The 26229-nt window shown below is 62.9% G+C and carries 17 protein-coding genes; 7 read left to right on the top strand and 10 right to left on the bottom strand.

What is annotated here, in order from left to right:
- The first annotated feature begins 113 nt into the window (after positions 1-113).
- Positions 114-2270, top strand: a complete 2157-nt coding sequence (locus ACP7D4_RS08950; RefSeq protein ID WP_426208720.1) for an HDOD domain-containing protein — start codon at positions 114-116, stop codon at positions 2268-2270.
- A gap of 80 nt (positions 2271-2350) precedes the next feature.
- Positions 2351-4513: a putative bifunctional diguanylate cyclase/phosphodiesterase gene (locus ACP7D4_RS08945; protein ID WP_426208828.1), complete on the top strand. Its 2163-nt coding sequence runs from the start codon at positions 2351-2353 to the stop codon at positions 4511-4513.
- A gap of 21 nt (positions 4514-4534) precedes the next feature.
- Here the strand turns inward: ACP7D4_RS08945 and ACP7D4_RS08940 are convergent, their stop codons facing one another.
- Together ACP7D4_RS08940 and ACP7D4_RS08935 are read right to left on the bottom strand one after the other, a co-directional pair.
- Positions 4535-4915 (bottom strand): MerR family transcriptional regulator, encoded by a 381-nt coding sequence (locus tag ACP7D4_RS08940; protein WP_426103770.1) that lies wholly within the window; start codon positions 4913-4915, stop codon positions 4535-4537.
- Between the two features lie 90 nt (positions 4916-5005).
- On the bottom strand, positions 5006-5620 hold the full coding sequence (locus ACP7D4_RS08935) for a hypothetical protein (RefSeq protein WP_426208719.1): 615 nt from the start codon (positions 5618-5620) through the stop codon (positions 5006-5008).
- 191 nt (positions 5621-5811) lie between these two features.
- Here ACP7D4_RS08935 and ACP7D4_RS08930 point away from each other — a divergent pair, with 191 nt between their 5' ends.
- From ACP7D4_RS08930 to ACP7D4_RS08920, 3 genes are all read left to right on the top strand, one after another.
- Positions 5812-8565 (top strand): M16 family metallopeptidase, encoded by a 2754-nt coding sequence (locus tag ACP7D4_RS08930; protein ID WP_426208717.1) that lies wholly within the window; start codon positions 5812-5814, stop codon positions 8563-8565.
- A gap of 76 nt (positions 8566-8641) precedes the next feature.
- A complete protein-coding gene (locus ACP7D4_RS08925; RefSeq protein ID WP_426208826.1) occupies positions 8642-9877 on the top strand; it encodes a putative DNA modification/repair radical SAM protein in 1236 nt (411 codons plus the stop codon).
- Between the two features lie 20 nt (positions 9878-9897).
- Positions 9898-11358 (top strand): UdgX family uracil-DNA binding protein, encoded by a 1461-nt coding sequence (locus ACP7D4_RS08920; protein WP_426208825.1) that lies wholly within the window; start codon positions 9898-9900, stop codon positions 11356-11358.
- A 644-nt stretch (positions 11359-12002) separates the two neighbouring features.
- Here the strand turns inward: ACP7D4_RS08920 and ACP7D4_RS08915 are convergent.
- Complete coding sequence (locus ACP7D4_RS08915) at positions 12003-14519, bottom strand: TonB-dependent receptor plug domain-containing protein (protein WP_426208715.1); 2517 nt, start codon at positions 14517-14519, stop codon at positions 12003-12005.
- Positions 14520-14925: 406 nt separating this feature from the next.
- Here ACP7D4_RS08915 and ACP7D4_RS08910 point away from each other — a divergent pair, with 406 nt between their 5' ends.
- Complete coding sequence (locus ACP7D4_RS08910; RefSeq protein ID WP_426208714.1) at positions 14926-15915, top strand: TraB/GumN family protein; 990 nt, start codon at positions 14926-14928, stop codon at positions 15913-15915.
- Positions 15916-16043: 128 nt separating this feature from the next.
- Here the strand turns inward: ACP7D4_RS08910 and ahpF are convergent, their stop codons facing one another.
- Both ahpF and ahpC read right to left on the bottom strand, forming a co-directional pair.
- Entirely contained in the window at positions 16044-17639 is a 1596-nt protein-coding gene (gene ahpF / locus ACP7D4_RS08905; protein WP_426208713.1) for an alkyl hydroperoxide reductase subunit F, read from the bottom strand.
- A 101-nt stretch (positions 17640-17740) separates the two neighbouring features.
- Complete coding sequence (gene ahpC, locus ACP7D4_RS08900; RefSeq protein WP_426107747.1) at positions 17741-18304, bottom strand: alkyl hydroperoxide reductase subunit C; 564 nt, start codon at positions 18302-18304, stop codon at positions 17741-17743.
- Between the two features lie 390 nt (positions 18305-18694).
- Between ahpC and ACP7D4_RS08895 the strand changes: the two genes are divergently transcribed.
- Positions 18695-19111, top strand: a complete 417-nt coding sequence (locus ACP7D4_RS08895) for a hypothetical protein (protein WP_426208711.1) — start codon at positions 18695-18697, stop codon at positions 19109-19111.
- A 27-nt stretch (positions 19112-19138) separates the two neighbouring features.
- On the opposite strand, the gene ACP7D4_RS08890 is transcribed toward ACP7D4_RS08895, so the two are convergent.
- The 5 genes from ACP7D4_RS08890 to ACP7D4_RS08870 form a co-directional block, all read right to left on the bottom strand.
- Entirely contained in the window at positions 19139-20458 is a 1320-nt protein-coding gene (locus ACP7D4_RS08890) for an aminopeptidase P N-terminal domain-containing protein (RefSeq protein ID WP_426208710.1), read from the bottom strand.
- Positions 20459-20623: 165 nt separating this feature from the next.
- The gene (locus tag ACP7D4_RS08885) at positions 20624-22126 is read right to left on the bottom strand and encodes a diguanylate cyclase (RefSeq protein ID WP_426208707.1); all 1503 of its coding nucleotides are present in this window, start codon (positions 22124-22126) and stop codon (positions 20624-20626) included.
- A 505-nt stretch (positions 22127-22631) separates the two neighbouring features.
- Positions 22632-24413 (bottom strand): putative bifunctional diguanylate cyclase/phosphodiesterase, encoded by a 1782-nt coding sequence (locus ACP7D4_RS08880; RefSeq protein WP_426208705.1) that lies wholly within the window; start codon positions 24411-24413, stop codon positions 22632-22634.
- A complete protein-coding gene (locus ACP7D4_RS08875; RefSeq protein ID WP_426208703.1) occupies positions 24403-25770 on the bottom strand; it encodes a sensor domain-containing diguanylate cyclase in 1368 nt (455 codons plus the stop codon). The genes ACP7D4_RS08880 and ACP7D4_RS08875 overlap by 11 nt, the downstream gene beginning before the upstream one ends.
- Positions 25767-26156 carry a phosphonate transporter gene (locus ACP7D4_RS08870; protein ID WP_426208701.1) on the bottom strand — a complete coding sequence of 130 codons (390 nt, stop codon included), beginning with the start codon at positions 26154-26156 and terminating at the stop codon, positions 25767-25769. The genes ACP7D4_RS08875 and ACP7D4_RS08870 overlap by 4 nt, the downstream gene beginning before the upstream one ends.
- Positions 26157-26229 lie beyond the last annotated feature (73 nt).

Here is a 26229-nt window from a genome sequence, read left to right as displayed (position 1 = left end):
GCGTTGCCGTTGGGCGCCACCTCCAAAATAACGTACGTTGGCGGCTTTTCGAGACGATGCATCAATCAGACAATGATATTCGCAATCGGTTGCTGATTGCCCGTCTGCCGGCTATGCCGCAGATGTTGATCAAGTTGATCGAGCATTTGCAGGCCGACGACCTTGGCATGCAAGCGCTGGCGGCACTGGTGTCAAACGATCCCGGCATGGCCAGCAAGATCCTCGCCGTTGCCAACAGTTCAGCCTATCACCGCAGCGCGCGTGCCATCGGCCTGGAACACTCCCTGATCACGCTGGGCACCGACATGATCAAGCTGCTGGTCATCGGCGAATCGGTGTTCCAGACCTTCAGCAATTTCCCCCATTCCGGCAGTACCGATTTGCGCAGCTTCTGGAAGCACTCGCTGTGCGCCGCCATGATTGCGCGTGACCTGGCCGATCACATCGGCTACGCGCAGGGCGAGGAAGCCTACCTGGCCGGCCTGCTGCATAACGTGGGCCGGCTCGCGCTGCTGGCCACGGCCCCCCAGGAATACGCCTTTAACTTTGCCGCCCGCGACGACGAAGACTTGTGCGCGGTCGAGCAGCGCACTTTGCACATCACGCACGCCGAGGCGGGCGCCTGGCTGATCGAACGCTGGCACCTCGACTCCTTTCTGGCCGACGCCGTGCTGTACCACCACGAGCCGAGCAGCAAGCTGGCCGACAGCCATCCCTTGATCCGCATCGTGCGCGTGGCGCACCTGCTGGCCACCCACGGTATCGACGGCGCCGACGTGGCCGAAGGCTTGCCGCTGTGCGGGGTGGACCTGGAGCAGGCCGCCGCCATGTGCGCCGCCGCCGCGCAAAAAGTCGGCAAGGCCGCCGCCGACCTGGGCATCGACCTGGCCGGCGCCGACCAGATCGATCCGCCGCCGGCGTACGCGCCAACGCTGCGCGACCCCGTTCAGCAACGCCTGTCGGACGACGTGCGCAGCCTGGTGCTGGTGTCCGAAGTGGGCCAGGCCTTTGCGCGCCAGCAGGGCGAAAGCGCGCTGCTCGAAGCGATGACGCGCTCGGCGCGCATCCTGTTCGACTTCGACAACGCCATCATCCTGCTTGAAAACGCCAGCGGCCATGCGCTGGTGGGCACCCCGAGCGGGCAGCAGCAGCGCGTGGCCGAGTTCTCGGTCCCGCTCGACAAGGGCGGCGCGCTGGCCGACGCCGCGCTGGAACGCCGCCTGGCCTTGATCCCCGGCGAGGCGCATCAGATCGGCCTGGCCGAGCAGCAGCTGCTGCGCATCCTGGGCACCGACGCCATGCTGTGCGTGCCGCTGGTGGCCGGCATGCGCTGCCTAGGCGTGTTGGTGGGCGGCGTCGCGCCATGGCAGGCAGCCGCGTGCAAAAATCGCGAGCGCTTCCTGCACGCGTTCGGCGCGCAGGCGGCCAACGCGCTTGAAACGGCGATGGCCGGGCGCGGCCACGCGCGCCGCCAGCTGGCGCACGTGGCCGAGGAATACCGCGAAGCGTCGCGCCGCGTGGTGCACGAAGTGAACAACCCGCTGTCGATCATCAAGAATTACCTGAGCGTGCTGGACGACAAATTGAACCGGCAGGAACCGGTGGTGGGCGAGATGTCGATCCTGAACGAGGAAATCGACCGCGTCGGCCACCTGATCAACGGCCTGACCGAGGTGCCGATGCTAGACGGCGCGCGCAGCACCAGCCTGGCGCGCGTGGTGGACGATGTGCTGCGCCTGTTTCACGCCACCGGCTTTGTGCCGGCACAGGTGGCGCTGACGTCCACCATGAGCAGCGTGTGCGGCGACATCGCGTGCGACGCCGACGTGATCAAGCAGATCCTGGTCAACCTGATCAAGAACGCGGTGGAAGCCATGCCGGACGGCGGCAAGATCGAGATCGCCGACCGCAATCACGTCAAACGCGACCATCGCCTGTATGTGGAACTAGTGGTCAGCGACGACGGTCCGGGCCTGCCGCCGGACGTGCTGGCCACGCTGTTTAAGGCCGCGGGCACCGGAGGCACAAAGAGCACAAAGAGCACAAAGTGCACAAAGAGCACAAAGAACGCCGGTGGCGCCAAGGGTGGCCGGCAGCGCGGCCTTGGCCTGTCGATCGTGCACGCCCTGGTGACCAAGGTGGGCGGCATGGTGGCCTGCCGCAGCGGCCCGGGCGGCACCGTCTTCGAGATGCTGCTGCCGGTGGCCGCTAGCGCGTTGGCCAGCGTGGCCTTTACCTCGCCCGCGTTCGACGCGGCTAGCGCCCAATGACGCCACGTCACCCGGGCATGATCGACCCTTCGGCCCTGCTGCACGACGCGGTCGGCGCGCCGGCCCAGTTCGAGCTGGAGATGTTGCCGCGCCTGCTGCTGGTCGACGACGAACCGCGCCAGCTCGCCTCGCTGCACGACCTGCTGCGCGAGCGCGGCTACCATTTGCATACGGCCGCCACCGGCAAGGATGCGCTCGGTCTGCTCACCAGCCTGCGCTTCGACCTGGTGCTGCTCGACCTGCGCCTGCCCGACATGAGCGGGCACGCGATCATGGACTTCATCAACGAGCAGGCGATTGCCGCCGACGTGATCGTGATGAGCGGCGACGTCGGCATCGAGGCGGCCATCGGCGCCTTGAATCGCGGCGCCTACGGCTACCTGCGCAAGCCGTACAGCCGCGAGGAGCTGCTCAAGACGGTGACCAACGCGCTGCAGCAGCGCCGCCTGCAGCACGCCAACCGGCGCATCGCCTCGCAGCTGGAAAACTCCGAAAAGCTGTACCGCTACCTGGTCGACAGTTCGCCCGACATCATTTACACGCTCAATCACGAAGGGCGCTTCACGTTCATCAACGACCGCGCCTACCAGCTGCTGGGCATCGCGCGCGAGGAGCTGATCGGCAAGCATTACACGATCCTGGTGCACGACGAAGACCAGGAGCGCGCGCGCTACGTGTTCAATGAGCGGCGGGTGGACGAACGGGCCTCGCGCAATGTCGAACTGCGCCTGAAATGCAGGAACGGCAGCGGCCACGGCGCCGAGCGCACCTTCAGCAATACCTTGATGACGATCTCACTTAATGCGATCGGCATGCACGTGCCCGACGAGGATGTGCGCAAACTGGAGTTCTTCGGCACCTACGGCGTGGCGCGCGACATCACCGACCGCAAGCACGCCGAGGAAGTGATCTCGTACCAGGCCTACCACGACATCCTGACCGACCTGCCCAACCGCATGCTGTTCAAGGACCGCCTGGGGCTGGCCGTGATCCAGGCCAAGCGCAAGGGCGCCGAGCTGGCCGTGATGTTCATCGACCTTGACCGCTTCAAGCTGGTCAACGACACGCTGGGCCACGTCAAGGGCGACGAACTGCTCCAGCAGGTGGCGCTGCGCCTGAAGGAATGCCTGCGCCGCGGCGACACGCTGGCGCGCCAGGGCGGCGACGAATTTACCATCGTGCTTCCGGAACTGGTGCAGCGCGAGGACGCCAGCGCCATCGCTCAGAAATTCCTGGAAAGCCTGCACCAGCCGTTCGACCTTGACGGCCATGAAGTGCACATCTCGGCCTCGATCGGGATCGCGGTCTATCCACATGACGGCGAGTCGATCGACGAACTGCTGCGCCACGCCGACATTGCCATGTACCAGGTCAAGGCGCTGGGCAAGAACGGCCACAGTTTTTATCACGACTCGATGCTCGACGTGTCGCACCAAAAGATCGCGCTCGAACAGAGCTTGCGCAAGGCGCTCGAGCAGAACGAACTGGAGATGTACTACCAGCCGCAGATCGACGTGGTCACCGGGCGCATCGTGGGCGCCGAAGGCTTGATGCGCTGGAACCATCCGCAGCGCGGCCTGCTGACGGCAGGCGAGTTCCTGCCGTTCGCCGAGGACAATGGCTTGATGCTGCCCATTTCGGACTGGATGCTCGGCGCCCTGTGCCGCGACATGCAGATCTGGAATGCGGCCGGCGGGCAGTCGATCCGGCTGTCGCTGAACCTGTCGCCGCAATACCTGGACCGCGGTGATTTCTTCGAAAAGATGCGCGGCGCGCTGGTGCGCTACGGGATTTCGCCGGCCCAGATCGAGGTTGAAATCACCGAGAACATCTGTATCCGCAGCCCGCAGTACGCCATCGAGCAGCTCAATAAATTGTGCCAGCTGGGCGTGTCGGTGGCGATCGACGATTTCGGCACCGGTTACTCGTCGCTGTCCTACCTGCACCGCTTCCCGATCCACACCATCAAGATCGACCAGTCCTTCGTCAGGGAGATCGACGACGAGCATGGCCATTATCCGGTGATCCTGGCAATCATCTCGATCGCACGCGGACTCGGCCTGCATTTGATTGCCGAGGGCGTCGAAACCGACGTGCAGGCGCGCTACCTCAAGTCGCACGGCTGCGTGACGATGCAGGGCTATCTGTTTCACTTTCCGGTGACGCTGGCGTCGTTCATCTGCGTGCTCGAAGAGCATTTTGCGGTGCCCGACAGCGCCGCCCCGGCCGCGCTCATGGCGTGATACTGTCCGTCACGCCACGGGTCACTCCGGCTCGGCGGGTCCACCCTGATTGCGTTGTTCAAGCAGGCCATACAAACGGCGCTGTGCACGATCGCGAATGTCGGACAGTTCGGCAATGCGCCTTTCGATTTCGCCCACCTTGCTTTGGTAAAGACCGATCACGTCTGCGCAGATGCGTTGCCTTGGGCGGGGATCGAGCATCAATGCCACGGGGCCGATTTCATCGAGGGTGAAGCCATTGCGAAGCAGCACCCGAATGCGCAGGACGTGTTCCACTGCGGCCCCGTCAAACTGGCGATAGCCGTTGCTGCTTCGCGTGGCCACCAACAGGCCACACTGTTCGTAGTGACGAATGACGCGCACGCTGCATTGGGTTTTCTTCGCCAGCACACCAATTAACATCAACATTGCTCCATCACGTTTTCAAGGCCAAGGCGATCCCCCTGTTGGGGGGCGCTCCAATGTGCCAAAGTGTAGCCTAGTCGGCGCCACTTATTTGAACGGATCCCCGTCGCCGCCCGCAGGCATTGAATGGTCCGCGGTATCGGTGTCCCAGGTTGCCGATAGAACGCACCAGCGCCGCCCATCGTGCAAGAGCTGGAAACTGTTGACCCCGCGGCTTTTATCGACGCCGCCAGGATGCTCGCGCGTTTCGTAGCCGCTCCAGACGTGTGCAATATGGCCGAACTGTTGAACGCGCTGAAAAATCTCGCGTTCATAGAAACCTACCTTGGCGAACAGTCGCTCGTTCAGCGCGATGAATGCGGGGAGCGTTTGCGGCGCCGCTGCAAAGCCAAGGGCAGGGCGATGCTGGGTCGGTGTAATGAGGGCGCCCGGCGCATGCAAGCCTTCCAGGCGCGCCCAGTTCTTCGCGCTGTTGGCCGGTCCCGACACGGTGTCGTAAAGGGCCTTGACCAAGCTGTCTGGGCTTGCCGCGGCGGGGTCAGCGCGCTGCGCGCCGCAGGCGCTCTGCTCGGCGCGTGTTGCGTCTTCAGCGCGGCATGCGGCCGGCAAGGCGCTCAGCAAGCCGAGCAGCAACCCAGGCAACAACAGCGGGGCGGTCCATCGTGCAGGGATGACGCCTGCGAGGTTTCTCAGTATGTTCATTTGATTGCCTTGTGTAGCATCAGGCCGGATTGCCTAACGCCTGGCCAGGGTAAGGTCTGACACTAGTGTCATGGTCAAGCAGAAAACACGCGCCACGCGTGACGCATGCATATCAAAAATAACTCCCGCGGTCGCCGGTCGGGCCCCCCGCCTCTGGCAAAATGAGCGGTCAACCCCACGCCCAGGCCACCATGAAAAAACTTCTCGTCCCCCTTGCCATCGCCATGCTGGTGTCGGCCCTTCCGGCACACGGTGCCAGCCCCGCGCCAGCGCCGCTCGACCGCAATGCCTACACCATCGCGCATAAAAAATTCGTGCTCTCGAACGGCCTGACGCTGATCGTGCACGAAGACCATAGCGTGCCGATCGTGGGCGTGAACCTGTGGTACCACGTTGGTTCGCGCAACGAAAAGCGCGGCAAGACCGGTTTTGCCCACCTGTTCGAACACTTCTTCTTCAATGGCTCCGAAAACCATCCCTTCGGCTTTCGCGAAGCGATGGACGACCTGGGCGCGAACAACCGCAACGGCACCACCAACAACGACCGCACCAACTTCTTTGAAGACGTGCCCGTGTCGGCGCTCGAGCGCACGCTGTTTCTCGAGTCGGACCGCATGGGCTACCTGGCCAACTATATCTCCAAGGACATGCTCGAGCGCGAACGCGGCGTGGTCCAGAATGAAAAGCGCCAGGGCGAGAACCAGCCCTACGGCAAGGTGTGGGGTGAAATCGGCGCCAAGATGTATCCGTATTCGCATCCGTATTCGTGGCCCGTGATCGGCTCCATGGACGACTTGAACGCGGCCTCGCTGGCCGACATCAAGGAATGGTACCGCACCTTTTACGGTCCGAATAACGCGGTCATCGTGCTGGCCGGCGACGTGACGCCGGAGGCGGCGCTTGCGCTGGTGACCAAGTACTTCGGCGCCATTCCCCCCGGCCCGGCGCTGCCGCGGCTGGCCACCTGGATCCCCAAATTGGAAAGCAATATCCGCGACGAGATGGAAGACCAGGTGCCGCAGGCGCGCATTTACCGCGCCTGGCATGCGCCAGCCACGCGCGACGCGGAACTGCAGCGCCTTGGCCTGTTGTCGGGCGTGCTGGCCGGCGCCAAGAGCGCGCGCCTGGAACGGCGCCTGGTCTACGAAAAAGGCCTGGCCACGGCGGTGTCGGCCGGAATCGACGACAATGAACTTGGCAGCACCTTCGTGCTCACCGCCACCGTCAAGCCGGGCGTGGACCCGGCGCTGGTCGAGAGCGAACTCGATGCGGTGCTGGCCGAGCTGCTCGACAAAGGCCCCACGGCGGGGGAACTGGCACGGGTAAAAACGTCGTCCCTGGCTGGCTTTTCGCGCGCTATCGAGCGCCTGGGCGGCATGGGCGGGCGCTCCGACGTGCTGGCCCAGAGCATGACCTACAGCGGCAAGCCGGACTTCTATCTCGACCAGCTCGAGCAGATGCAGGCCGCAACGCCCGCGCAGGTCAGGCAGGCCGGCCTGAACTGGCTGCGTGCGCCGCACTACACCATGACGGTGCGCCCGCTTGCCAAGCTGGCGGCCGGACCCGCGACGCTCGACCGCAAGCTGGTGCCGGCGCTGGGCACCGCGCCCGACGTCGCATTCCCGGCCATGCAGCGCGCACAGCTGAAGAACGGCGTCAAGGTGGTGCTGCTCGAGCGCCATTCGGCGCCGATCGTCAACGTGGCGCTGGCGCTGGACGCCGGCGCCGCCTCCGACAGCGTGGGCAAGGGCGGCGTAGCCTCGCTGGCGCTGGACCTGCTCGACAAGGGCACCCGAACGCGCGACACCTTTGCGCTGTCCGACGCGCTCGAGTCGCTCGGCGCGCGCCTGTCGACCGGCACCAGCGCCGACCTGTCATTCGTGCGCCTGCAGGCCACCGCGGCCAACCTGGCGCCGTCGATTGCTCTGCTGGCCGACGCCGCGCTCAACCCGGTGTTCGCAGCTGACCAGTTCAGCAAGCAAAAGCAGCGCCGCCTGGCGCAGATCGCGCAAGACCAGGCCAGCCCCACCGGCCTGGGCCAGCGCGTGATGCCCGCCCTGTTGTACGGCGCCGGCCATGCCTACGGCAAGCCGGCCGCCGGCACCCAGGCCAGCATCGCCCCGCTCACGCGCGAGGACTTGCTGGCCTGGCACGGCGCCTGGTTCAAGCCGGGCAGCGCCACCATCGTGGTCACCGGCGACACCACGCTGGCCAAGGTGATGCCGGCGCTGGAAGCGCGTTTCGGCGCCTGGAAGGGTGGCGCGGCGCCGGCCAAGCCGGCCGTCACGGTCGCGCCCACGGCAGGCAAGCGCGTGTTCCTGATCGACCGTCCGGATGCGCCCCAGTCCACCATCATGGCGGCCCACATCTCGCAGCCGGCGGGCCAGCCGGAAGACCTGGCGATGGAACCGGTGATGCAAAATTTCGGCGGCATGGCGACCTCGCGCCTGAACCGCAACCTGCGGCTCGACAAGCACTGGAGCTACGGCACCTACGGCCAGTTGACGGGTGTGCGCGGCCAGCGCGCCTTCATCGTCACCGCCCCGGTGCAGACCGACAAGACGCGCGAAGCGATGCAGGAAGTGGCCAAGGAGATCGGCGGCGTGGCCGGCGCCCGGCCCCTGGCCGGCGCCGAATACGCGAGCATCATGCGCAACATGACGTCGCGCCTGGCGGGGCGCTTCGAAACCATCTCCGCGCTGGAGGGGGCCGCCATCACGTCGATTAGCCTGAACCTGGCGGACGACTACTGGCCGCGCTACGCGGCCAATATCCGCGCCCTGGGCGAGCCGCAGCTGGCGGCAGCGGCAGCGAAGTACGTGCATCCCGGCGAAGTGGTGTGGCTGGTGCTGGGCGACCTGAAAAAGATCGAAGCGGGCGTACGCAGTCTGGGCTGGGGCGAGGTGACGGTGCTCAATGCCGAAGGCGATCCGGTAGCGCGCTAGGAGTCTGCGCGGCGCCCACCGATGGTGTAATATACTGTATGCGCATACAGTGCATCTCACCATAGGCGGGCGCAACATGGAACTGATGGACAAGCTTGAAATTCTGGCTGATGCAGCCAAGTACGACGCTTCGTGCGCCAGCAGCGGCGCGCCGAGGCGCAGCTCGGAAGGCAAGGACGGCATCGGCGCCACCAACGGCATGGGCATTTGCCACAGCTATACGCCGGACGGGCGCTGCGTGTCGCTGCTCAAGATTTTGCTCACCAATTTCTGCGTGTATGACTGCCAGTATTGTGTCAACCGGCGCACCTCCAACGTGCCGCGCGCCCGCTTTGCCGTGGATGAAGTCGTCAAGCTGACGGTCGACTTTTACCTGCGTAATTACATCGACGGGCTGTTTCTCAGTTCGGGCATCATCCAGTCGGCCGACTACACCATGGAGCAACTGGTGGCCATCGCGCGCGAACTGCGCGAAGTGCACAATTTCCGCGGCTACATTCACCTCAAGACCATCCCCGACGCCGATCCGCTGCTCATTGCCGCCGCCGGCAAGTATGCCGACCGCCTCAGCGTCAACATCGAGTTGCCCACCGAAGGCAGCATCACGCGCCTGGCACCTGAAAAAAGCGTGCATACCATCAAGCTTGCCATGGGCAATATCCGCCGCAAGCTCGATGAAAAAGCCGCGGAGCCCGGCTCGCCCAAGTTCGCACCGGCCGGGCAAAGCACGCAAATGATCGTCGGCGCCGACGCCAGCGACGACCAGACCATCCTCACCACGGCGCAAACGCTGTACGGCAGCTACAAGCTCAAGCGCGTGTACTATTCGGCCTTCAGCCCCATTCCGCAAAGCCCGGGCACGGTGCCGCTGGCGCCGCCGCCCATGCAGCGCGAGCACCGGCTGTACCAGGCTGATTTTCTCATGCGCGGCTACGGGTTCAAGGCGGGCGAACTGCTGCCGGCGGCGGGCAACCTGGCGCTTGACATCGACCCCAAGCTGGCCTGGGCGCTGGCGCACCGCGAGCATTTTCCGCTCGACCTGAACATGGCCGACGAAACCATGATCGCGCGCGTACCGGGCATTGGCCTGCGCAACGCCAAGCGGCTGGTGGAACTGCGCCGCCTGCGCCGCATCCGTTACGCCGACCTCACGCGCCTCAGGTGCAGCATGAAAAAAATAGCGCCTTTCATCGTCACGGCCGATTACCGGCCAGCAGGTGGCGGCACCATTGCCTCCGAGGTGCTGCGCCGTTCCATGGCCGAGCATTCACCGAAGCAGCTGGACTTATGGACGGAACTCCAGGCAGCCTGAGCGGCGGTACGAGCGGCGGCATGCGTCCGGCGAGCGCGGCGGCCGCCGCCGCAGCGGGGCGCCCGGTGCTGGTCCATTCCTTTGACGAATGGCGCCTGGCCGCGCGCGACCTGCTGGCCCACCAGGTGGCGCCCCACCTGGTGCAATGGATATCGCACAAGGATGACGGCGACCTGTTTTCGCAGCCGGCCGAACCAGAGGCGGCGCCCGCAGCCAAGCAGGGCAGTCCCACGGTGCGCATTTCGCGCAAACTCATGGACATGCTGCAAACGGCGGCCTGCTGCCGCGTGCCCAACCGCTGGTCGTTCCTGTACCTGGTGCTGTGGCGCTGGCAGCAGGGCGAAAAGGATGTCATGTCGGCGGCCGACCAGGATGGCGCAAAACTGCACGCCATGGTCAAGGCCGTCCACCGCGAAGAGCACGACATGCATGCCTACATCCGCTTCCGGGAGCGGCGCGAGGAAGCGGGCGCGCCGCGTTTCGTGGCCTGGTTCGAGCCGTCGCACGACGTGTTGCCGCAAGTGGCGCGCCACTTCGCCGCCCGCATGGGGCGCATCACCTGGATGATCGCCACACCCGAAGCGTCGGTCATGTGGGACGGCGCCACGCTGCACAGCACCGGCCCCTTGATGCGGGGGCCTGAAGACATCGATGACGCGGGCGAAGCGCTGTGGCTCACCTACTACCGCAGCATTTTCAACCCCGCGCGCCTGAATGCCGACCTGATGCACGGCCACATACCGTCGCGTTTCTGGAAAAACCTGCCCGAGGGCAGCGTCGTGCCCGAGATGGTGTCGCAGGCGGCGGCCGGAGCGCGCAAGGTGGGGCAAACGCGCAGCGTGGGCGAGCGCGGCGGCACTGTCATTCCCATCGCCGCCAGCAAGGCCCAGCCGCAGCGCGACGTACCCAGCACGCTTGACGGCTGCCGCCGCTGCGAGCTGTGGAAAGACGCCACCCAGGCGGTACCGGGGGTGGGGCCGGTGGCGGCGCGCCTCATGCTGGTGGGCGAGCAGCCGGGCGACCAGGAAGACTTGGCGGGGCAGCCATTCGTGGGGCCGGCAGGGCAGTTGCTGGACCGCGCGCTGGCGCAGGCACAGGTGGAGCGGCGCGAGGTGTACCTGACCAACGCCGTCAAGCATTTCAAGTGGGAGCTGCGCGGCAAGCGCCGCATGCACAAGACGCCGGCGCAGCGCGAGATCGAGGCGTGCAGTTACTGGCTCGACAGCGAACTGGCGCACGTCAAGCCACAGGTGGTGGTCGCGCTCGGCAGCACGGCCTTGAAGGCGGTGACGGGCAATCCGCATGCCGCGCTCAAGGATGTGATGGGCAAGCCGTTCCTGCACCAGGGGCGGTGGATTGTTGTCATTTACCATCCCTCATACGTGTTGCGGGTGCCGGGGGCGGACCTGAAGGCGCAAGCATTTAATGCGATGGTGGAGGGCTTGCGCGAAGCGAAGCGGCTGGTGGCGCAGGCGATATAGCGGGCGGCATCATTGTGCGCCGCGCGCGAAATGGCGCACGCGTGCGCGGTGCTGGCGCGGTGCTGGCTTAATGCGGCGCGCTGTGTACAAAGCGCAGCGCGGATATGAAATTGCCGACCAGCCGAGCCGCCTTACATCGTCCTCGGGCGCGAGGCAGTTGCAAAAGCGTGGGCCACCGCGTCGGAAAAGGCCGAAGGCGCCTGGGCGGCCCCCTTTTTCGACAAGCGCCGTCGAGACGCGTGGCGGAATGCGGGCCTTGCCCTTTTCCGCCCTACAGTTCGTGGGGCGTTCAGTCCAGCAAGGTTCCGGCAAGCGCTGTCGAAACACTTGGCGCAGTGCCGGCCTTACCCTTTTCCGCTGGAGCGGGTGCGGCTCTACAGCGCGACTGGGATCGCACGCGGCCTCGCAAACCTTGTGTCCTGAGTTGAAAGTTAGTTGCTTATAAATGTTCCGAAATCGCCGAGAGACAAGGAACAAAAGCGGAGCAAGGCCGAGGCCTTGCGAGCATTTTTGACGCAGTATCGCGGCGATTCTCGGGATATTTATTCAACGAACTTACAACTCAGGACACTAGTGCAACACCCTCGCGACCCACGAAAAAAAACCAGCCCGCAGGCTGGTTTTTTGCAACAGCTAGCGCGTGCTTAGAAACGATAGTTCAGCGCCAGATTATAAATGCGGCCCAGCTGGCTGAAATGCGAGCCATCATAGGTCACCATCGCATAACGCTGGCTGAACGTGATCGCATCGGACTCACGCTGGGCAAACGTACGACCGGACGCATCCTTGGTGTTGTTCGCCAGCGAAGCGGCGCCGGCGGCGTTGTTGGCCTTGAATTCCCACTCAGGCGTGACGTCGAACAGGTTGTTGACGTTGAACGTCAGCGTCATGCGGTCGGTCAGCTTGTAGTTCACGGCAAAGTCCGTCACGGTCTTGGTCTTGAACTTGGTGTCGATGTCCAGCGTGCTCAGGTCGGCCTGGTGAAAGCGCGTTGGCCCGAACACGGTGTTGTTCAGCGAGAAGTTGACCTTGTTGTAGTCCAAATCGAGGCCGGCGATGACCTTGAACTTCGGACGCGACGTGAACATCAGCGCTTCCTGGGTCTCGTCAAACACGGTCTTCTTCTCGGCAGCGATGAACTTCGTATTGTGAATCGCACCATCGCGCTCGTTCTTGAACGTGTAGTTGCCCGACAGGTTGACGGCCAGCTTGCCCGACGCCAGGTTCAAGTTCTTGCGGCTGTACACAACGTCCAGACCCGAAGTACGGGTGTCGAGCGCGTTCAGGAAGAAGTTGCCCGCCACCGCATTGTACGGCGCCAGCTTGGCGTTGATCGCAGGGGTACCCTTGATTTCCTTGCTCAGCACGATACGGTCCGACAAGCCGATGTTGTAGTAATCGAGTGTCATGCTGGTGTTGCTGTCAGGCTGAACACCGATACCGAGCGTCAGGCTTTTCGATTTTTCCGGCTGCAGCGAGCCGATGTCGAACCCGCGCGTGACCGGGGAATCGTTGTTGAAGATGCGCGACACTTCGATCTTGCCGCCGACGAAGGAGTACTGCGCCTTCTCGGTGTAGAGCTGATGCAGCGACGGCGCACGGAAGCCGGTCGAGAGCGAACCGCGCAGCGTGACCTTGTCGTTGAGCTTGAAGCGGCTGCTCAGCTTCCAGACGAAGGCGTTGCCGAAGTCGCTGTAGTTCTCGTAGCGGCCAATCGCGTCGACCAAAAAGCGCGGGGTGATGTCGAAGGTGCTGCCGACATACGCGCCGTAGTTCTGGCGGGTATGCCGCTTCGAAAATTCCGGATCATTGCCGGCGTAGGAATCGGCGCCCAGGCCGGTGTACGACGCCCTGTCGCCAGCCTTGAGTTCATATTCTTCCCAGCGCAGTTCGGTACCTGCGTACACGTTGACGGTGTCCGAAATCTGCTTGGACGTGTCGCCGTTGAACACATTGTGCTTGAACACGGAGCCGCCCGCGTCAAAGCTGGTTGGAGAAAGCGCGCCCAGCGAACGGTTGATGGTGTGCTCGACCAGGTACTTCTGCTCGTTGCCGCCCGTGGTCCAGCTGAAATCGGTCATCCAGCCGTTCAGGTCTGACTTGATGCCGACGGTGCCGTTGTAGTCGCGCAGGGAACCGTTGAAGGTCGGCCCGTAACCGGCGTATGCCTGTCCGGACGGGGTCAGCCTGCCGAAGTCGGTATCTTTCCAGTATGGCGTGCGGAAGTTCGCATAGCTGAACACGTCCTTGTCGATGTACGCGAAGTTGGCGTAGACCTTGGTCTTGTCATCGATGTTCAGGCCGGTGTTGACCAGAAATTTCTTGGCCTTCGTTTCAGGCGAGCCATTGATGTTGCGTCCGTCCGGGTACTTGCTCAGGAAGGCGTTCACTTCGGCCAGCGGCACTCCGAACGTGTCCGCCTCGCCCGCTGCGCTCAGCGGGGTGGAACGGTTCGACAGGCCCACCTTCGAGATATCGATGGTGTAGTTGACGAAGCCGCGACCGTCCAGCAGGCTCACGCCATGGTTCAGGCTGACACTGCGGGTCTTGCCGTCGCCTTCGCTGGTCTGGCCGACGCGCGCGGTCAGGGAACCTTCGCTCGGGCTGTCTTTCAAGATGACGTTGACGACGCCGGCGATGGCATCGGAACCGTACTGGGCCGATGCGCCGTCGCGCAGCACTTCGATGCGTTTGATGGCGTCGGCCGGGATGGCCGAAATGTCGGAACCGGTTTCGCCGCGTCCTGGCGAGGTTTGCGTGTAGACCAGCGAGCTGGCGTTCTTGCGCTTGCCGTTGATCAGGATCAGCGCGCGGCTAGGACCCATGTTGCGAATTTCGTAAGGATCGAGCAGCGAGGTGGCATCGTTGACCGGCGTTTGCACCGTGTTAAACGATGGCACCCGAAAACCCATGGCTTTGTCCAGCGAGTTCTGGCCGGACCGGGTCAGTTCCTTGGCCGACAGAATGTCGACCGGGACCGGGGCATCCACCACGGTGCGCTGCGAACCGCGGCTACCGGTGGAGACGATGGTGACCTTCTGGATCTCTTCGGCCGGGCTTGCTGCAGGCGTTGCCGCCGCCGGCGCATTGCTGTCTTGCGCTGCGGCCATACCGCTGCAGAGCATGAGTACTGCAATGTGGATTGCTGTTGCTTTTGTCATGAAGTTCTTCCTTAGGCAATGCGTTTTCAGAAAAATTAAACCACGTAGTCGTGTCCCTGCATCCGTGTTCGGATGCCAAAGTCGCTGCGGCAAACAGTCCGCAGCGCTTTTTTTATTGTTGTCACCATCCTCCACCGGCAACGGCGAGCGAACCCGTCGAGAAGGCGGATCGCCCTGCGGCTTAACTTGCCGCTAACAATGTATAGACAGATAGAAAAGATGTCTATTCATTCCTTAACCCGAATGCAAGCAGTGCATAAATACAACATTGGACGGGTAAAACGTACTGACAACGGCGCCTGCAACCGTGGCCGTCGCCGTTTTGCGCGCATGCATATCCGAAAAATGAGGGTGGCGGGCAAACAGCGCCGTATCATGTGCGCCTATCGAAAACCAGGAGATTGGCATGTGGCGAATCGGCTGTATCGCGTTGGGCGCGCTGTTGTCGGCGCCGGCCTGCGCGCAAACACAAGCGGCCCAGGCGGTTGTGGCGGCGCCCGACAAGGTGCTGGTGGTGGGCCAGCGTCCCGGTCCTGGCTTGTGGAAAATTTCCAAGGGCGACCATGTACTGTGGGTGTTCGCCGCCTATGCGCCCTTGCCGGTGCAGATGCAGTGGCGCTCGCAGCAAGTTGAGGCCATCGTGGCCCAGTCGCAGCAATATCTGGCGCCGCCGACCGCCGGAACCCACGTGGGCTTGTGGAAGGGACTGCAGCTGCTGCCGCACGTGGTGGGCATGCGCAAAAACCCGGGCGGGGCGATGCTGCGCGACACGGTGCCGGCCGACGTGTACGCGCGCTGGCTGGTGCTCAAGGCCAAGTACGGCGTCGGCGACGAGGCCGAGAGCGAACGCCCGATCTTCGCCGCCCAGACCCTGTATAGCGCCGGCCTGCGGCACGCCGGCTTGTCGAATAACGACGACGTGGCCAAAGCGGTCGGGGCGCTGGTCAAGAAAAATAAGCTCAAGGTCATGTATTCGAACGTCGTGCTGGAGTTGGCCGACCCTGCAAAAACGCTCAAGGATTTCAAGACCGGATCAATCGATGATGCCGCTTGTTTTGCGAAAACCATCGAAACCCTGGAGACCGATATCGACGCCATGCGCATGCGCGCCAACGCCTGGGCCAAGGGCGATCTGGGCTTGATGCGCACGCTCGACTTTGCCGACCGCGATGCCGCCTGCAAAAGCGCGATGGAAAGCAGCGCCGCCGTCTGGGACGGGCTGGGGCTGCAAGGCACGCAGCGGCGCATGCGCAAGCTGTGGCTGGAAGCGGCGGACAACGCGTTGGCCAACAACAGCACCACCTTCGCCATGCTCAAGCTCGACACTCTTCTCAAGACCGACGGCTTGATGGCGGACCTGCAGGCGAAAGGCTATGCCGTGCAGGCGCCTGACTAAGTACCTGACTAAGTACCTGATTAAGTGCGGGTAGCTTGCGGACTTGATGAGGCGTCCCCGAACGGGCGCGCCGCCCACGGGATGACGACGGCACGGCGTGCACGCGAAGCGCCCGCCGAACCGTCCAATCAGGTCGCCAGTGCTACTTCGAGCGCATCCACGGGCGCGGCCACGGGCTGGCGGATCAAATAGTCAAAGGCGCTCAAGGCAGCCTTGGAGCCTTCTCCCGCGGCAATGACGATCTGCTTGTAAGGCACCGTCGTCACGTCGCCGGCCGCGAACACCCCGGGCAGGCTGGTGTGGCATTTGGCATCGACGACGATCTCTCCAAATTTGCTCAGCTCCAGCGTCCCTCTTAAAAATTCGGTATTCGGGACCAGGCCAATCTGCACGAACACGCCTTCGAGCTCCACATGGTGCTTCGCCTCGCTCATCCGGTCGGTATAGCTGATGCCATTGACTTTTTGCCCGTCGCCCGTGATTTCCGTGGTCTGCGCGTTGACGTGGATGGTGACGTTGTGCAGGCTTTTCAGCCTGCTCACCAGTACTGCATCTGCCTTGAGCGTGTCGGAAAATTCGATCACCGTCACATGCTGCACCAAGCCTGCCAGGTCGATGGCCGCTTCGATGCCGGAGTTGCCGCCGCCGATCACGGCCACGCGTTTTCCCTTGAACAAGGGGCCGTCGCAGTGCGGGCAATAGGCCACGCCCTTGTTCTTGTATTGCGCTTCGCCCGGCACGTTCACATTGCGCCACCTTGCGCCGGTAGAGATAATCACGCTGCGCGCATGCAGCACGCCGCCATTTTCCATGTGCACGGCGACCAGGCCGCCCGGCGTGGCCGCAGGCACGATACGTTCGGCGCGCTGCAGGTTCATGATGTCGACGTCGTAATGGCGCACCTGGGCTTCGAGCGCAAGGGCAAATTTCGGCCCGTCCGTCTCCAGTACGGAAATGTAGTTTTCAATGGCCATGGTGTCGTTGGTCTGGCCGCCGAAGCGCTCGGCCGCGACGCCGACACGAATGCCCTTGCGCGCTGCATATACGGCAGCTGCGGCGCCAGCCGGACCGCCGCCAACAATGAGCACATCGAACGGCGCTTTTTGATTGAGCTTGGTGGCTTCCCGCTCGCCCGAGTTGACGTCCAGCTTGCCGATAATTTCTTCCAGCGTCATGTGGCCGGCTGCGAACAGGGCGTCGTCCTTGAACACCATCGGCACCGCCATCACCTGGCGCGATTCGACTTCTGCCTGATACATCCCGCCGTCGATGACCACGGTATGAATATTCGGGTTATAGATTGCCATCAGGGTGGCGGCCTGCACAACGTCGGGGCAGTTATGGCAGGAAAGCGACATGTACACTTCGAAGTTGCCGCCTTCGAGCGACTTGATTTGGTCGAGTACTTCCGCCTCCACTTTTGGCGGATGGCCCCCGGTCCACAGCAGGGCCAGCACCAGCGAGGTAAATTCGTGCCCCAGCGGGATGGCAGCAAAGCGCACGCCCCGCGTTTCGCCTTGCTTGGCGATGACGAACGACGGCGTACGACGGTCAGTGCCTGACTCTTCCACGCTAATTTTGTCGGACAGGCTCGCAATGTCGGCCAACAGAGCACGCAGCTCCGCGCTCTTGACACTATCATCCATCGAGGCAATGAGCGTGATGGGCGTGCGCAGATTCTGCAAGTAGGCTTCCAACTGCGTTTTTAAAGTGGCGTCGAGCATGGCGTATCCGTAAAAAATATTTTCAATGAAACTGAGTGAGCCCGTGCAAGGGGACTCGGGTGCAGAAGGGCGGTCAGCACACGCCCTTCTGCAGCAAGGTGTTAGATCTTGCCGACCAGGTCCAGCGATGGGGTCAGGGTCTTGTCGCCTTCATTCCATTTTGCCGGGCACACTTCGTTCGGGTGTGCAGCAACGAACTGGGCAGCTTTCAGCTTGCGCAAGGTTTCCTTGACGTCGCGCGCGATGGCGTTGTCATGGATTTCCAGCGTCTTGATCACGCCTTCCGGGTTGACGATGAAGGTGCCGCGCAATGCCAGACCTGCTTCGTCGATGTGCACGCCAAAGCCGCGGCTGAGCGTGTGGGTCGGATCGCCCACCAGTGGGAAGCGGGCCTTGCCGACGGCTGGCGAAGTCTCGTGCCAGACTTTGTGCGAGAAGTGGGTGTCGGTGGTAACGATGTACACCTCGGCGCCAACCCTTTGGAACTCGGCATAGTTGTCTGCAGCGTCTTCGACTTCCGTTGGGCAGTTGAAGGTGAACGCGGCAGGCATGAAAATGATAACCGACCACTTGCCTTGCAGGGTTTCGTTGGAGACTTCGACGAATTTACCGTTGTGAAAAGCTTGCGTTTTGAACGTAGGAATGTGGGAGTTAATCAGTGACATAGGAATCCTCATGTGCGGGGTTGCGGTTAATTAATACTATCGAATGAGAAGAACTCATTGAAAAGATCATACCTCAAGATGGGGCTGCGCTTCATTGCTTGTATTAATCGGTCCGATTGAAAATGCTATTGCTGGGCTGCTGCGGGTGGTACGGCGCGACAGGTCAAAAAATATCAGGCAAAAAGCGAAAGGCGATACGGTGCACGCGCCTGACCGGATGCCTGAAAAATACAGAACAAAAAACGGGATAAACGATTAGCGCATATGCATTCGAAATGCCTTCAATTGCGGTGAGCAGCGACTATATTTAAAGGGTGCGAGCGAAGCGCGATCGCACTGAGGAGGCACTGCCTTACCGTCGCGCAAATCGAAGCTGTCAAGGAGGTTATGATGAAACGTGTTTTGCTCTTCGTAGTACTGGGTGGCCTGGCACTGGCGCCAAAGGCGCAGGATCAGAGCGGGTCGTCGGTGGAGGTGAGGGGGTCGCAAATCAGCATCCCGTCGCATGCCTATCCGATGCACGTGGAGGACTTGATGACGTATGAAGGCACCTACGACTTGTCCAATGGTGACGTGATGCACCTGCGCAGGTCGGGGTCGCGCATGTATGCGCGGATCGGCAATCAGCTTGCCAAGAAACTGGTCGCCGCCTCGCAAAACGAGTTCGTCGCGCTCGACAGAAAGCTGCGCATCACGCTCAATCCGGATGACTACGGCGGCATGAATGGCGAGCTGTTGATGGTCGTGCCGCGTTCGGTGGCCGGCACCGGCGGCGGCGACCAAGTCGTGCGGCTGAGCGTGCGTTAAACGCAGGAGCGCCGTAGTCGCGGCGCGCTACTTCCTTGATGCGCGCGCCGCCATCGCGCGTTCAATCTCGTCGGCGGTACGCGGCAGCCCATTGCTCAGGTAGCGCGCACCGTTTGGCGTGATCAGCACTTCATCTTCGATCCGAATCCCCAGCGCTTTTTCCGGAATGTAGATGCCAGGTTCGATCGTCACGACCATGCCCGCCTCGAGCGCCTTGTGGTAGGCGCCCGCGTCGTGGACATCAAGGCCCACGAAGTGGCCCAGGCCGTGGATGAAGTAGTCGCCGTAACCGGCCTCGTCGATGACCTTGCGCGCCGCCTTGTCCAGGTCTTCGTAGGTGGCGCCCGGCCTGGCCAGCGCGAGCGCCGCCTGCTGCGCGCGCAGCACGATGTCGTACAGCTTGCGCTGCTCGGCCGAAAAGCGCCCGTTGACCGGCACCGTGCGCGTGATGTCGGTGGCGTAGTGCGCGTATTCGGCGCCCATGTCCATCAGCACCAGTTCGCCGTCCCGCATCACGCGTTCGCTGCGCGCGTAGTGCAGGATGGCCCCGTTGGGGCCGGAGCCGACGATGCTGTCGTAAGCGGCGCGGCGGCTGCCGCGCATGCGCCACACGCGCTCGGCTTCGGCGCGCACTTCGCCTTCGGACGCGCCGGGGCACACTGCTTGCCACGCGGCGCGAAAGCCTTCTTCGGTGATGCGGATACTGCGCTGCATGATGGCCAGTTCAGCGTCGTCATGGCGCGCGCGCATCGACGCCAGCGTCCAGAGCAGGGACTTGACGGCCACGCCCGGCACGCGCTTTTGCACCTTGCCATACAGTTCCAGGTCTTTTGGTTCGGTCGCCGCGCCTGGCCGCGTGACTTGCCACAGCGTGGGCGAGCGGCTCGCCATGTCGATCAGGCCGCCAAGCAGCGCGCCGCTGCGATGGATTTTTTCAAAGCCGTATTTGGCGCGCAGCGCAGTGTCGATCGGATCGCGCATGCCGCTCACGCGCTCCGCTTCCGGGTCGCGGCTGGGCAGGTACAGGAACTCGCGGTAGGTACGCTCTTTGTGTGCCAGCACCAGGACCGCGCCTTTTTCTTCGACCCCCGTCAGATACAGGAAATCGGGCGATTGCCGATGGCCTGCGCTGTCGTCCTGGCCTTCGGCGTAGATCACGGCCACACCGTCGCCCATCGCTTGCATCAACGCCGCGCGGCGCGCCGCGTACACCGACGGACTTTGCGTTTGCCCCGGTTCCACCAGGACCGGCAGCGCGGGATCGGCCGCGACCGCTGGCGCTGCGCCGGCGGCGCCAAGGTGCAAGGCGAGCGTGGCGGACAAGGCCAGTGTACGTACTATGCGCATGGGAACTTTCTTTTGAAAAAGAAAGAGTAGCAAATCGCTGCGGCCTTGCCAATCTTTACACGAGCGGCCCAGGCAAAGCCGTGAAGCACAGCCGTGCTGCGCGAACGCGTCGATGTGATACATTTTTAGTGTTTTTGCCGCCAGACTGTATCGTGATGCAATGTGTCAGGCGGCAAGCCATGCGGCGCGGTTGCGGCCCTCCTGTTTGGCCTTGTAGAGCGCCTGGTCGGCGCGAGCAAACAGACTTTCGTAGGTATCGCCCTCGTGCAAGTCGGCAATGCCGAAGCTGGCGGTGATCGGATGCACGCCTTCCAGCTCGCTTTCGTTCACATGCACGCGGATGCGCTCGGCAATGGCGATTGCTGCCGCACGGTCATTGCCTGGCATTAGGGCGACGAATTCATCGCCGCCGAAGCGGCCCAGCATGTCGGCCGGGCGCAGCGCCTGCTGCGCCATCAGGCACACATGTTTGAGCGCCTTGTCGCCGACGGCGTGCCCGTAGCGGTCGTTGATGGACTTGAAATGGTCGATGTCGAACACGATCAGCGCCAGCGGCAAGTGTTGCTGGCGGCAGCGGATGATATCGAGCAAGGCGCGCTGTTCAAGGCAGTCGCGCGAGGCGGCCTGGGTCAGCGAGTCGGTATCGGCCAACCGGCGCAGCTTGATGTTGTCGGCGATAAGCGACGGCAGCGCCAGGCCGAACAAGGTATTGGCCGCGATGACGTTAATGGCGAACTGATAGACCATCACGAATTCCTTCAGGGCGAGCACATGCACCAGCAGCGCGATGATGAAGCTGCCCAGCGCCACGCCCAGCAAGTTGTAGAACGCCGATTCGGTGCATGCGATCCACATGTAGGGAATCACCAGGAAAAAGATGGCAAAGGCGCTGTTGGGCGAACGCGTTGCGTGCGCCAGCCACATGGACCCGGCCAGCAGCGCAAGCGTAAGCAGCAGCTTGTACTTGAAGCGGGGCGTGGCCGCCTGGTGCTCAAGGCTGATCGACGCCGCCAGGCGCGCCATGCCGCCTGGCCGCAGCGAGCTGAGCAAGGAAGTGAAGAGCGGGGCCAGCACGATCACGCCGGCCATGTCGCCGATCCAGTATGGCAGCCAGGTGGCGCTTACATCGGCCAGCGGCATCATCTTCGTGGCGACCAGCGCCCACAGGCCGGTCGCCGTCGCCAGCAGCGAACTGAACGCGGCGATCAGCAGGAAACCGACCACCAGCTCGGGCAGCGAGCCATGGCTGCGGGCGGCAACTGCCCGCAGGCAGCAAGCACCGATGGCGTAGGAGCCGATATGGGCGGCGGCGAACGCCAGGCCTGCGCAGACCAGTTCGAGCTTGCCGAGGGCGATGCCATAGTCGGCTGCTATCCAGAGCGTCACCAGAACGCAGCCGCCCACCAGTGCCGGGACGGCGCGCATGTCGCCCAGCAGCAGGAGCGCGAAGGTCAGCCCGGCGACCGGGAACCAGACGCTGGCGTGTTCGGTGTATTCGACCAACCGGGCGAGTTGCCAGACCAGCACCCACAGCGCCAGCATGGCGCCGTGGCGCAAGAGCGGCGATGCGCTGACGTTGCGCAGCAGGGCCGACGACTGGAACCGGCCCCATGCGTCGCGCTTGCTGTCGGCGGTGTCCGCGTGCGGGTGACCGGGGCCCGGCGTCATGCCGCACCGCGCCGCCGCGCACGCTGCTGGTGCCGGGGGCAGCGTGGGGCGGATATGCTTGAGCGCTTAGTTGTCATGGGAGGATCAGGTGTAAGCCAAAAGGGGGGGCTAAGCCGGAACCCCCGGAAATTTTGTCACCCCAAATCCAAACCGGCCAAGAGTGCGTATTCCACGGCAAAGTGGCGTGTCCAGGCGTGAAGAGGGGAAACGGAAAAATTGCACGCTAAGCCTACGGCGCTACTTTGAAGGGTCTTCCGAGCCGGATGATCGGCTGCTTACGCCCCAAACCGGTCATAGCAGGGCGGTTTCAAGTTCTAAGTGCGACACTGGGTTAACGAACAGTATTTTTTGAGTCTTCCAATTGCTGTCTAAACTCAGTTGTTGACGCCGACGCCAAATTGACCCGTCGCGCCGACCGTGTCTGCATCTGGCGCCGCCGACGGCAGCCGCATTGCGCCTGAGCTTGCGCGAATTCGCCTGGGTCAACGAATTTCGGCCGCCTCGGTCAATCAGGCGGCGGCACCAACGTCACTTGGATAGTCGACTGTGCGGCCAGCCAATGGGGCAGCGCACTAGCCGCCAACGGCCTGCTGAATAAATATCCCTGGCCCTTGTCGCATCTGAGATCACGCACCACGCCGGCTTGCGCTGAAGTTTCGATGCCCTCTGCAACCGTGTCCATGCCAAGGCTGCGCGCCACCTTGACCGTCGCCTCTATGAGTACCCGGTGATGATCGCTGGTGTCGCCCTGGCAGACGAATGAGCGGTCGATTTTCACCGTGTCGACGGGCAGCAGATGTAAGCTCGCTAACGAGGAGTAACCAGTGCCGAAATCATCGAGCGCCAGCTTGATGCCCAGCGCCTTCAACTCGTGCAGACGTTGCTGCACCTGCCGATCTTGCGCCGCCAGGGTTTCGGTGACTTCCAGCTGCAGATGTTGAGCATGCATGCCACTGGAACGCAGAATTTCGATGACAATATCGGTCCATCCCGGTTGCGCGAGCTGAGCGCGGGACAAGTTCACCGCCAACAGGCGCGGGGCGCCGTCACCCAGTTCCTCTTGCCACTGAACGAAATCGCGGCAAGCTTTCGACAGAACGTAATCGCCCAGCGCACCGATCAGACCACACTCCTCCGCCACTTCGATAAATTCTAGCGGAGGGACGACACCACGTGTCGGGTGCTGCCAGCGTACCAGCGCTTCGACGCCAGCTGAATGGTCGATGCCGCCCCCTTCGAGGAACCCGACAACCGGTTGATACAGGACGAACAGCTCGCCCTCGTTCAGTGCCCGGCGCAAGTCGCCTTCAATATCTCCACGGCGGGCGGCTCGCTCGCGCATTGACGTCTCGAACAGGACGTAACGTCGGCCACCTTCCCGTTTGGCTTCCGCCATAGCGATGCTCGCATCGCGCAAGACTGAATCGGCGTCGCCGGCAGCCCCGGCGCCCAGAATGACGCCGATGCTGACGCTGCAACTGAGTTCATGGCCGGAGATCCGGAAGGGCTTGCCGAGCGCTTCCACCAGGCGCAGCGCGATAGCTTCCACGTCTTCGGCCCGACGCATGCCGGCGAGTACGACCACGAATTCGTCGCCGCCAATGCGCGCCGCCATTTGGCTCGGTCCGCCAACGAGCCCGATGCGGTTCGAGGATGGCCGCAAGGCCGCTTGCAGGCGTTCGGCCATGCTAGTGAGCACTTGATCGCCTGCCGCATTGCCCATCGTGTCGTTGATCTGCTTGAAGCGGTCGACATTGATGAACAGCACGGCAAAATCGCCGTGCACGGATGCAACTGAGCGCGCCAGCATGAGCTCGACCTGTTCCTGAACAGCCCGGCGGTTCGGCATCTTCGTTAAGCCATCCATACGCGCTGCGCCGTTCAGGCGCCGCGTCAAAGTCGCTTGTTCCCTTTGCATTTCGGACGTGGCATCCCCCAGCACCGCCATGAGCCGGTTAGCATCGAGCTTCAACAGGCTGATCGACAGAAACTGCGGTCCCGCGTCGGTGCCGCCGGCGGCGCTCAGGTCGATGCGCAACGATTCGCAGACGACGCCGCTAGGCGCGGCGAAGTCGGCTGCCATCGAGGATAGTTGTGGTGAGACTGTCGCCAGCACGTGAAACAGGTTCTCCAGCCCGCCATCTTTGGCCAGCGGCATCAGCAAGCTGGCGGACATCGGGTTGAGTAGCTCGATGGCCCCATCAGCGTTGATCTGCACCAGTCCGATGGGAGCCCAATACAGGAACTGGATCAGCGACTCGTACGCATCGACTGTATCAGGCTGCACTGATGCCCCCGCTGAGATGATCCTTATACGTGGGGCAATCGGGCGTCCAGCAATCGACCCGATTGCGTCCGCGTGCCTTGGCAGCGTACAGCGCCTGGTCGGCCCGCCTCATCAAGCCGTCCAGCCCGGTCAAGCTGTCATCCATTGCCGCCACCCCTGCACTCACCGTGTAGCGGATCGGCTCGCCGTCGACCATGACTGCTGTCGTTTCCACGAGCGTGCGCAGGCGGTTAGCCACCGCCGCTGCGCCGGCAAGATCGGTCGACGGCAGCAATATCGCGAACTCCTCGCCGCCCACGCGCGCAACAACATCGACCTCCCTGAATGTCGCGCTCAAAGCCGCTGCCAGGTGGCACAGAACGGCATCGCCGGTCGGGTGGCCGAAACGGTCGTTGACCGCCTTAAAATGATCGGCGTCGAACAGGATCATCGCGGTAGGCCGCGTCGACAGCTTCCTGCGCTCAAGCTCCAGTTCAGCCGCTTCAAAGAACGCACGACGGTTCGCAAGACCGGTCAGGTAGTCGCAATAGGTCGCCTTGCGCTGCCGCTCGTTCGCGTCCCGCTTATCGCTAATGTCGCGGATGATCAAGCAGTAGGCGGGGGCGAGCCCCTCGCGTTCGCCGTCGTCGCCCGGTGATGGCCCCTGATCCGGCAAAGGCGAGATCATGGCGCTGCCCCAGAATTGGCTGCCATCGGCGCGCAGGCGGAAGCCTTCGTTCAGGCTCCAGCCATTCTCGTCCGCTTCACGCAATTGGTCCAACAGATGTTCCGGCGTGGTTGCCTCAGGGGGGGAGAAAATGGAGTAAGGCTGGCCGACCAGCGCCTCGGGCGCGTATCCCATCATTCTCCCGATACTTTCGTTCCACACCGCGATCCGGCCAAGGCCGTCGAGGCGGAACATGGCGTAATCGGTGATGTTGGTGAGGATGGCGTTAAGCCAGGCATCGGTGTGTTTGAGTTCGCGTTCGCGCCGTACCTGCACAGTGACGTCGCTCAGTACCGCCATTAACCGTGTATCGTCAAGCTTGACAACGCTCAGCGAAAGAACCTTGCTTGTTGACTTACTGCCCCTGTCGGCGCTGAGGGGAATGTACATACCATCACAGACCATGCCTTGCGATGGGAGGAAATCGGCGCACAAATGACGTAGTGCGGGCGCCACCCCTTCCAGGGCAGCAAACAGATTGGTCAGATTGCCGTCTCGGGAGAGCGGCATCAGCAACTGCGCTGACACTGGATTGATCATGCAGATTGTACCGTCGAGCGCCGTTTGTACCAGGCCGACAGGCGCGAGATACAGAAACTGCATCAGCGCTTCAAGTTCGTCGCCGATTTCAGGCGAGGGTCGATCAGTCACGATGTACGATTGACCAGGACGTAGCGGGTCGCAGCCCCTGGCGCCGCGAGCAGGCGCAGCGCAACTTTAATGGGACGCATGCGCCAAGTGAGCACATAGTCGATCGTCGCATCAAGCACTGCACCTGATTCGAGAGCGTCTTCGAAGCGCTGCGCTACGAGGAAGTTATTCATGCACGGAGCAACGACAGTGAACAAGAGTTGCCCAAGCACGCGATGGGGCGACAGCCCGGCCGCTTTCGACTCGAATTCATTGTAGCGCCGAACCACGGTCTCATTGTCGAAACCGATTACGCCAAAATCGAGCGCGTCGAGCCCTTGCGCATCGAGCGCGGCCAGACGCGACTCGAGGTCGGACTGATTAAATGTGGGAATTACGTCTATCATTGAGAATACTCCTGGAAGGCGGATCCAGCATCTAACGCTACATGCCTGACAGCGTTGTACAGTATCTTGTTGC

This window comes from Massilia sp. TWP1-3-3, from assembly GCF_049897805.1.
Taxonomy (GTDB): domain Bacteria; phylum Pseudomonadota; class Gammaproteobacteria; order Burkholderiales; family Burkholderiaceae_D; genus Telluria_A.
Note: the sequence above shows the minus strand (reverse complement) of the source record. Positions and strands in the feature narration are given on the sequence as shown.

Coding starts and splice junctions, on each gene's coding strand:
- ACP7D4_RS08870 (WP_426208701.1), bottom strand. CDS start 26,156: ATGATAGACGTAATTCCCACATTTAATCAGTCCGACCTCGAGTCGCGT.
- ACP7D4_RS08950 (WP_426208720.1), top strand. CDS start 114: ATGCCGCAGATGTTGATCAAGTTGATCGAGCATTTGCAGGCCGACGAC.
- ahpC (WP_426107747.1), bottom strand. CDS start 18,304: ATGTCACTGATTAACTCCCACATTCCTACGTTCAAAACGCAAGCTTTT.
- ACP7D4_RS08925 (WP_426208826.1), top strand. CDS start 8,642: ATGGAACTGATGGACAAGCTTGAAATTCTGGCTGATGCAGCCAAGTAC.
- ACP7D4_RS08935 (WP_426208719.1), bottom strand. CDS start 5,620: ATGAACATACTGAGAAACCTCGCAGGCGTCATCCCTGCACGATGGACC.
- ACP7D4_RS08915 (WP_426208715.1), bottom strand. CDS start 14,519: ATGACAAAAGCAACAGCAATCCACATTGCAGTACTCATGCTCTGCAGC.
- ACP7D4_RS08945 (WP_426208828.1), top strand. CDS start 2,351: ATGTTGCCGCGCCTGCTGCTGGTCGACGACGAACCGCGCCAGCTCGCC.
- ACP7D4_RS08910 (WP_426208714.1), top strand. CDS start 14,926: ATGTGGCGAATCGGCTGTATCGCGTTGGGCGCGCTGTTGTCGGCGCCG.
- ACP7D4_RS08920 (WP_426208825.1), top strand. CDS start 9,898: ATGCGTCCGGCGAGCGCGGCGGCCGCCGCCGCAGCGGGGCGCCCGGTG.
- ACP7D4_RS08890 (WP_426208710.1), bottom strand. CDS start 20,458: ATGCGCATAGTACGTACACTGGCCTTGTCCGCCACGCTCGCCTTGCAC.
- ACP7D4_RS08895 (WP_426208711.1), top strand. CDS start 18,695: ATGAAACGTGTTTTGCTCTTCGTAGTACTGGGTGGCCTGGCACTGGCG.
- ahpF (WP_426208713.1), bottom strand. CDS start 17,639: ATGCTCGACGCCACTTTAAAAACGCAGTTGGAAGCCTACTTGCAGAAT.
- ACP7D4_RS08930 (WP_426208717.1), top strand. CDS start 5,812: ATGAAAAAACTTCTCGTCCCCCTTGCCATCGCCATGCTGGTGTCGGCC.
- ACP7D4_RS08885 (WP_426208707.1), bottom strand. CDS start 22,126: ATGACGCCGGGCCCCGGTCACCCGCACGCGGACACCGCCGACAGCAAG.
- ACP7D4_RS08940 (WP_426103770.1), bottom strand. CDS start 4,915: ATGTTAATTGGTGTGCTGGCGAAGAAAACCCAATGCAGCGTGCGCGTC.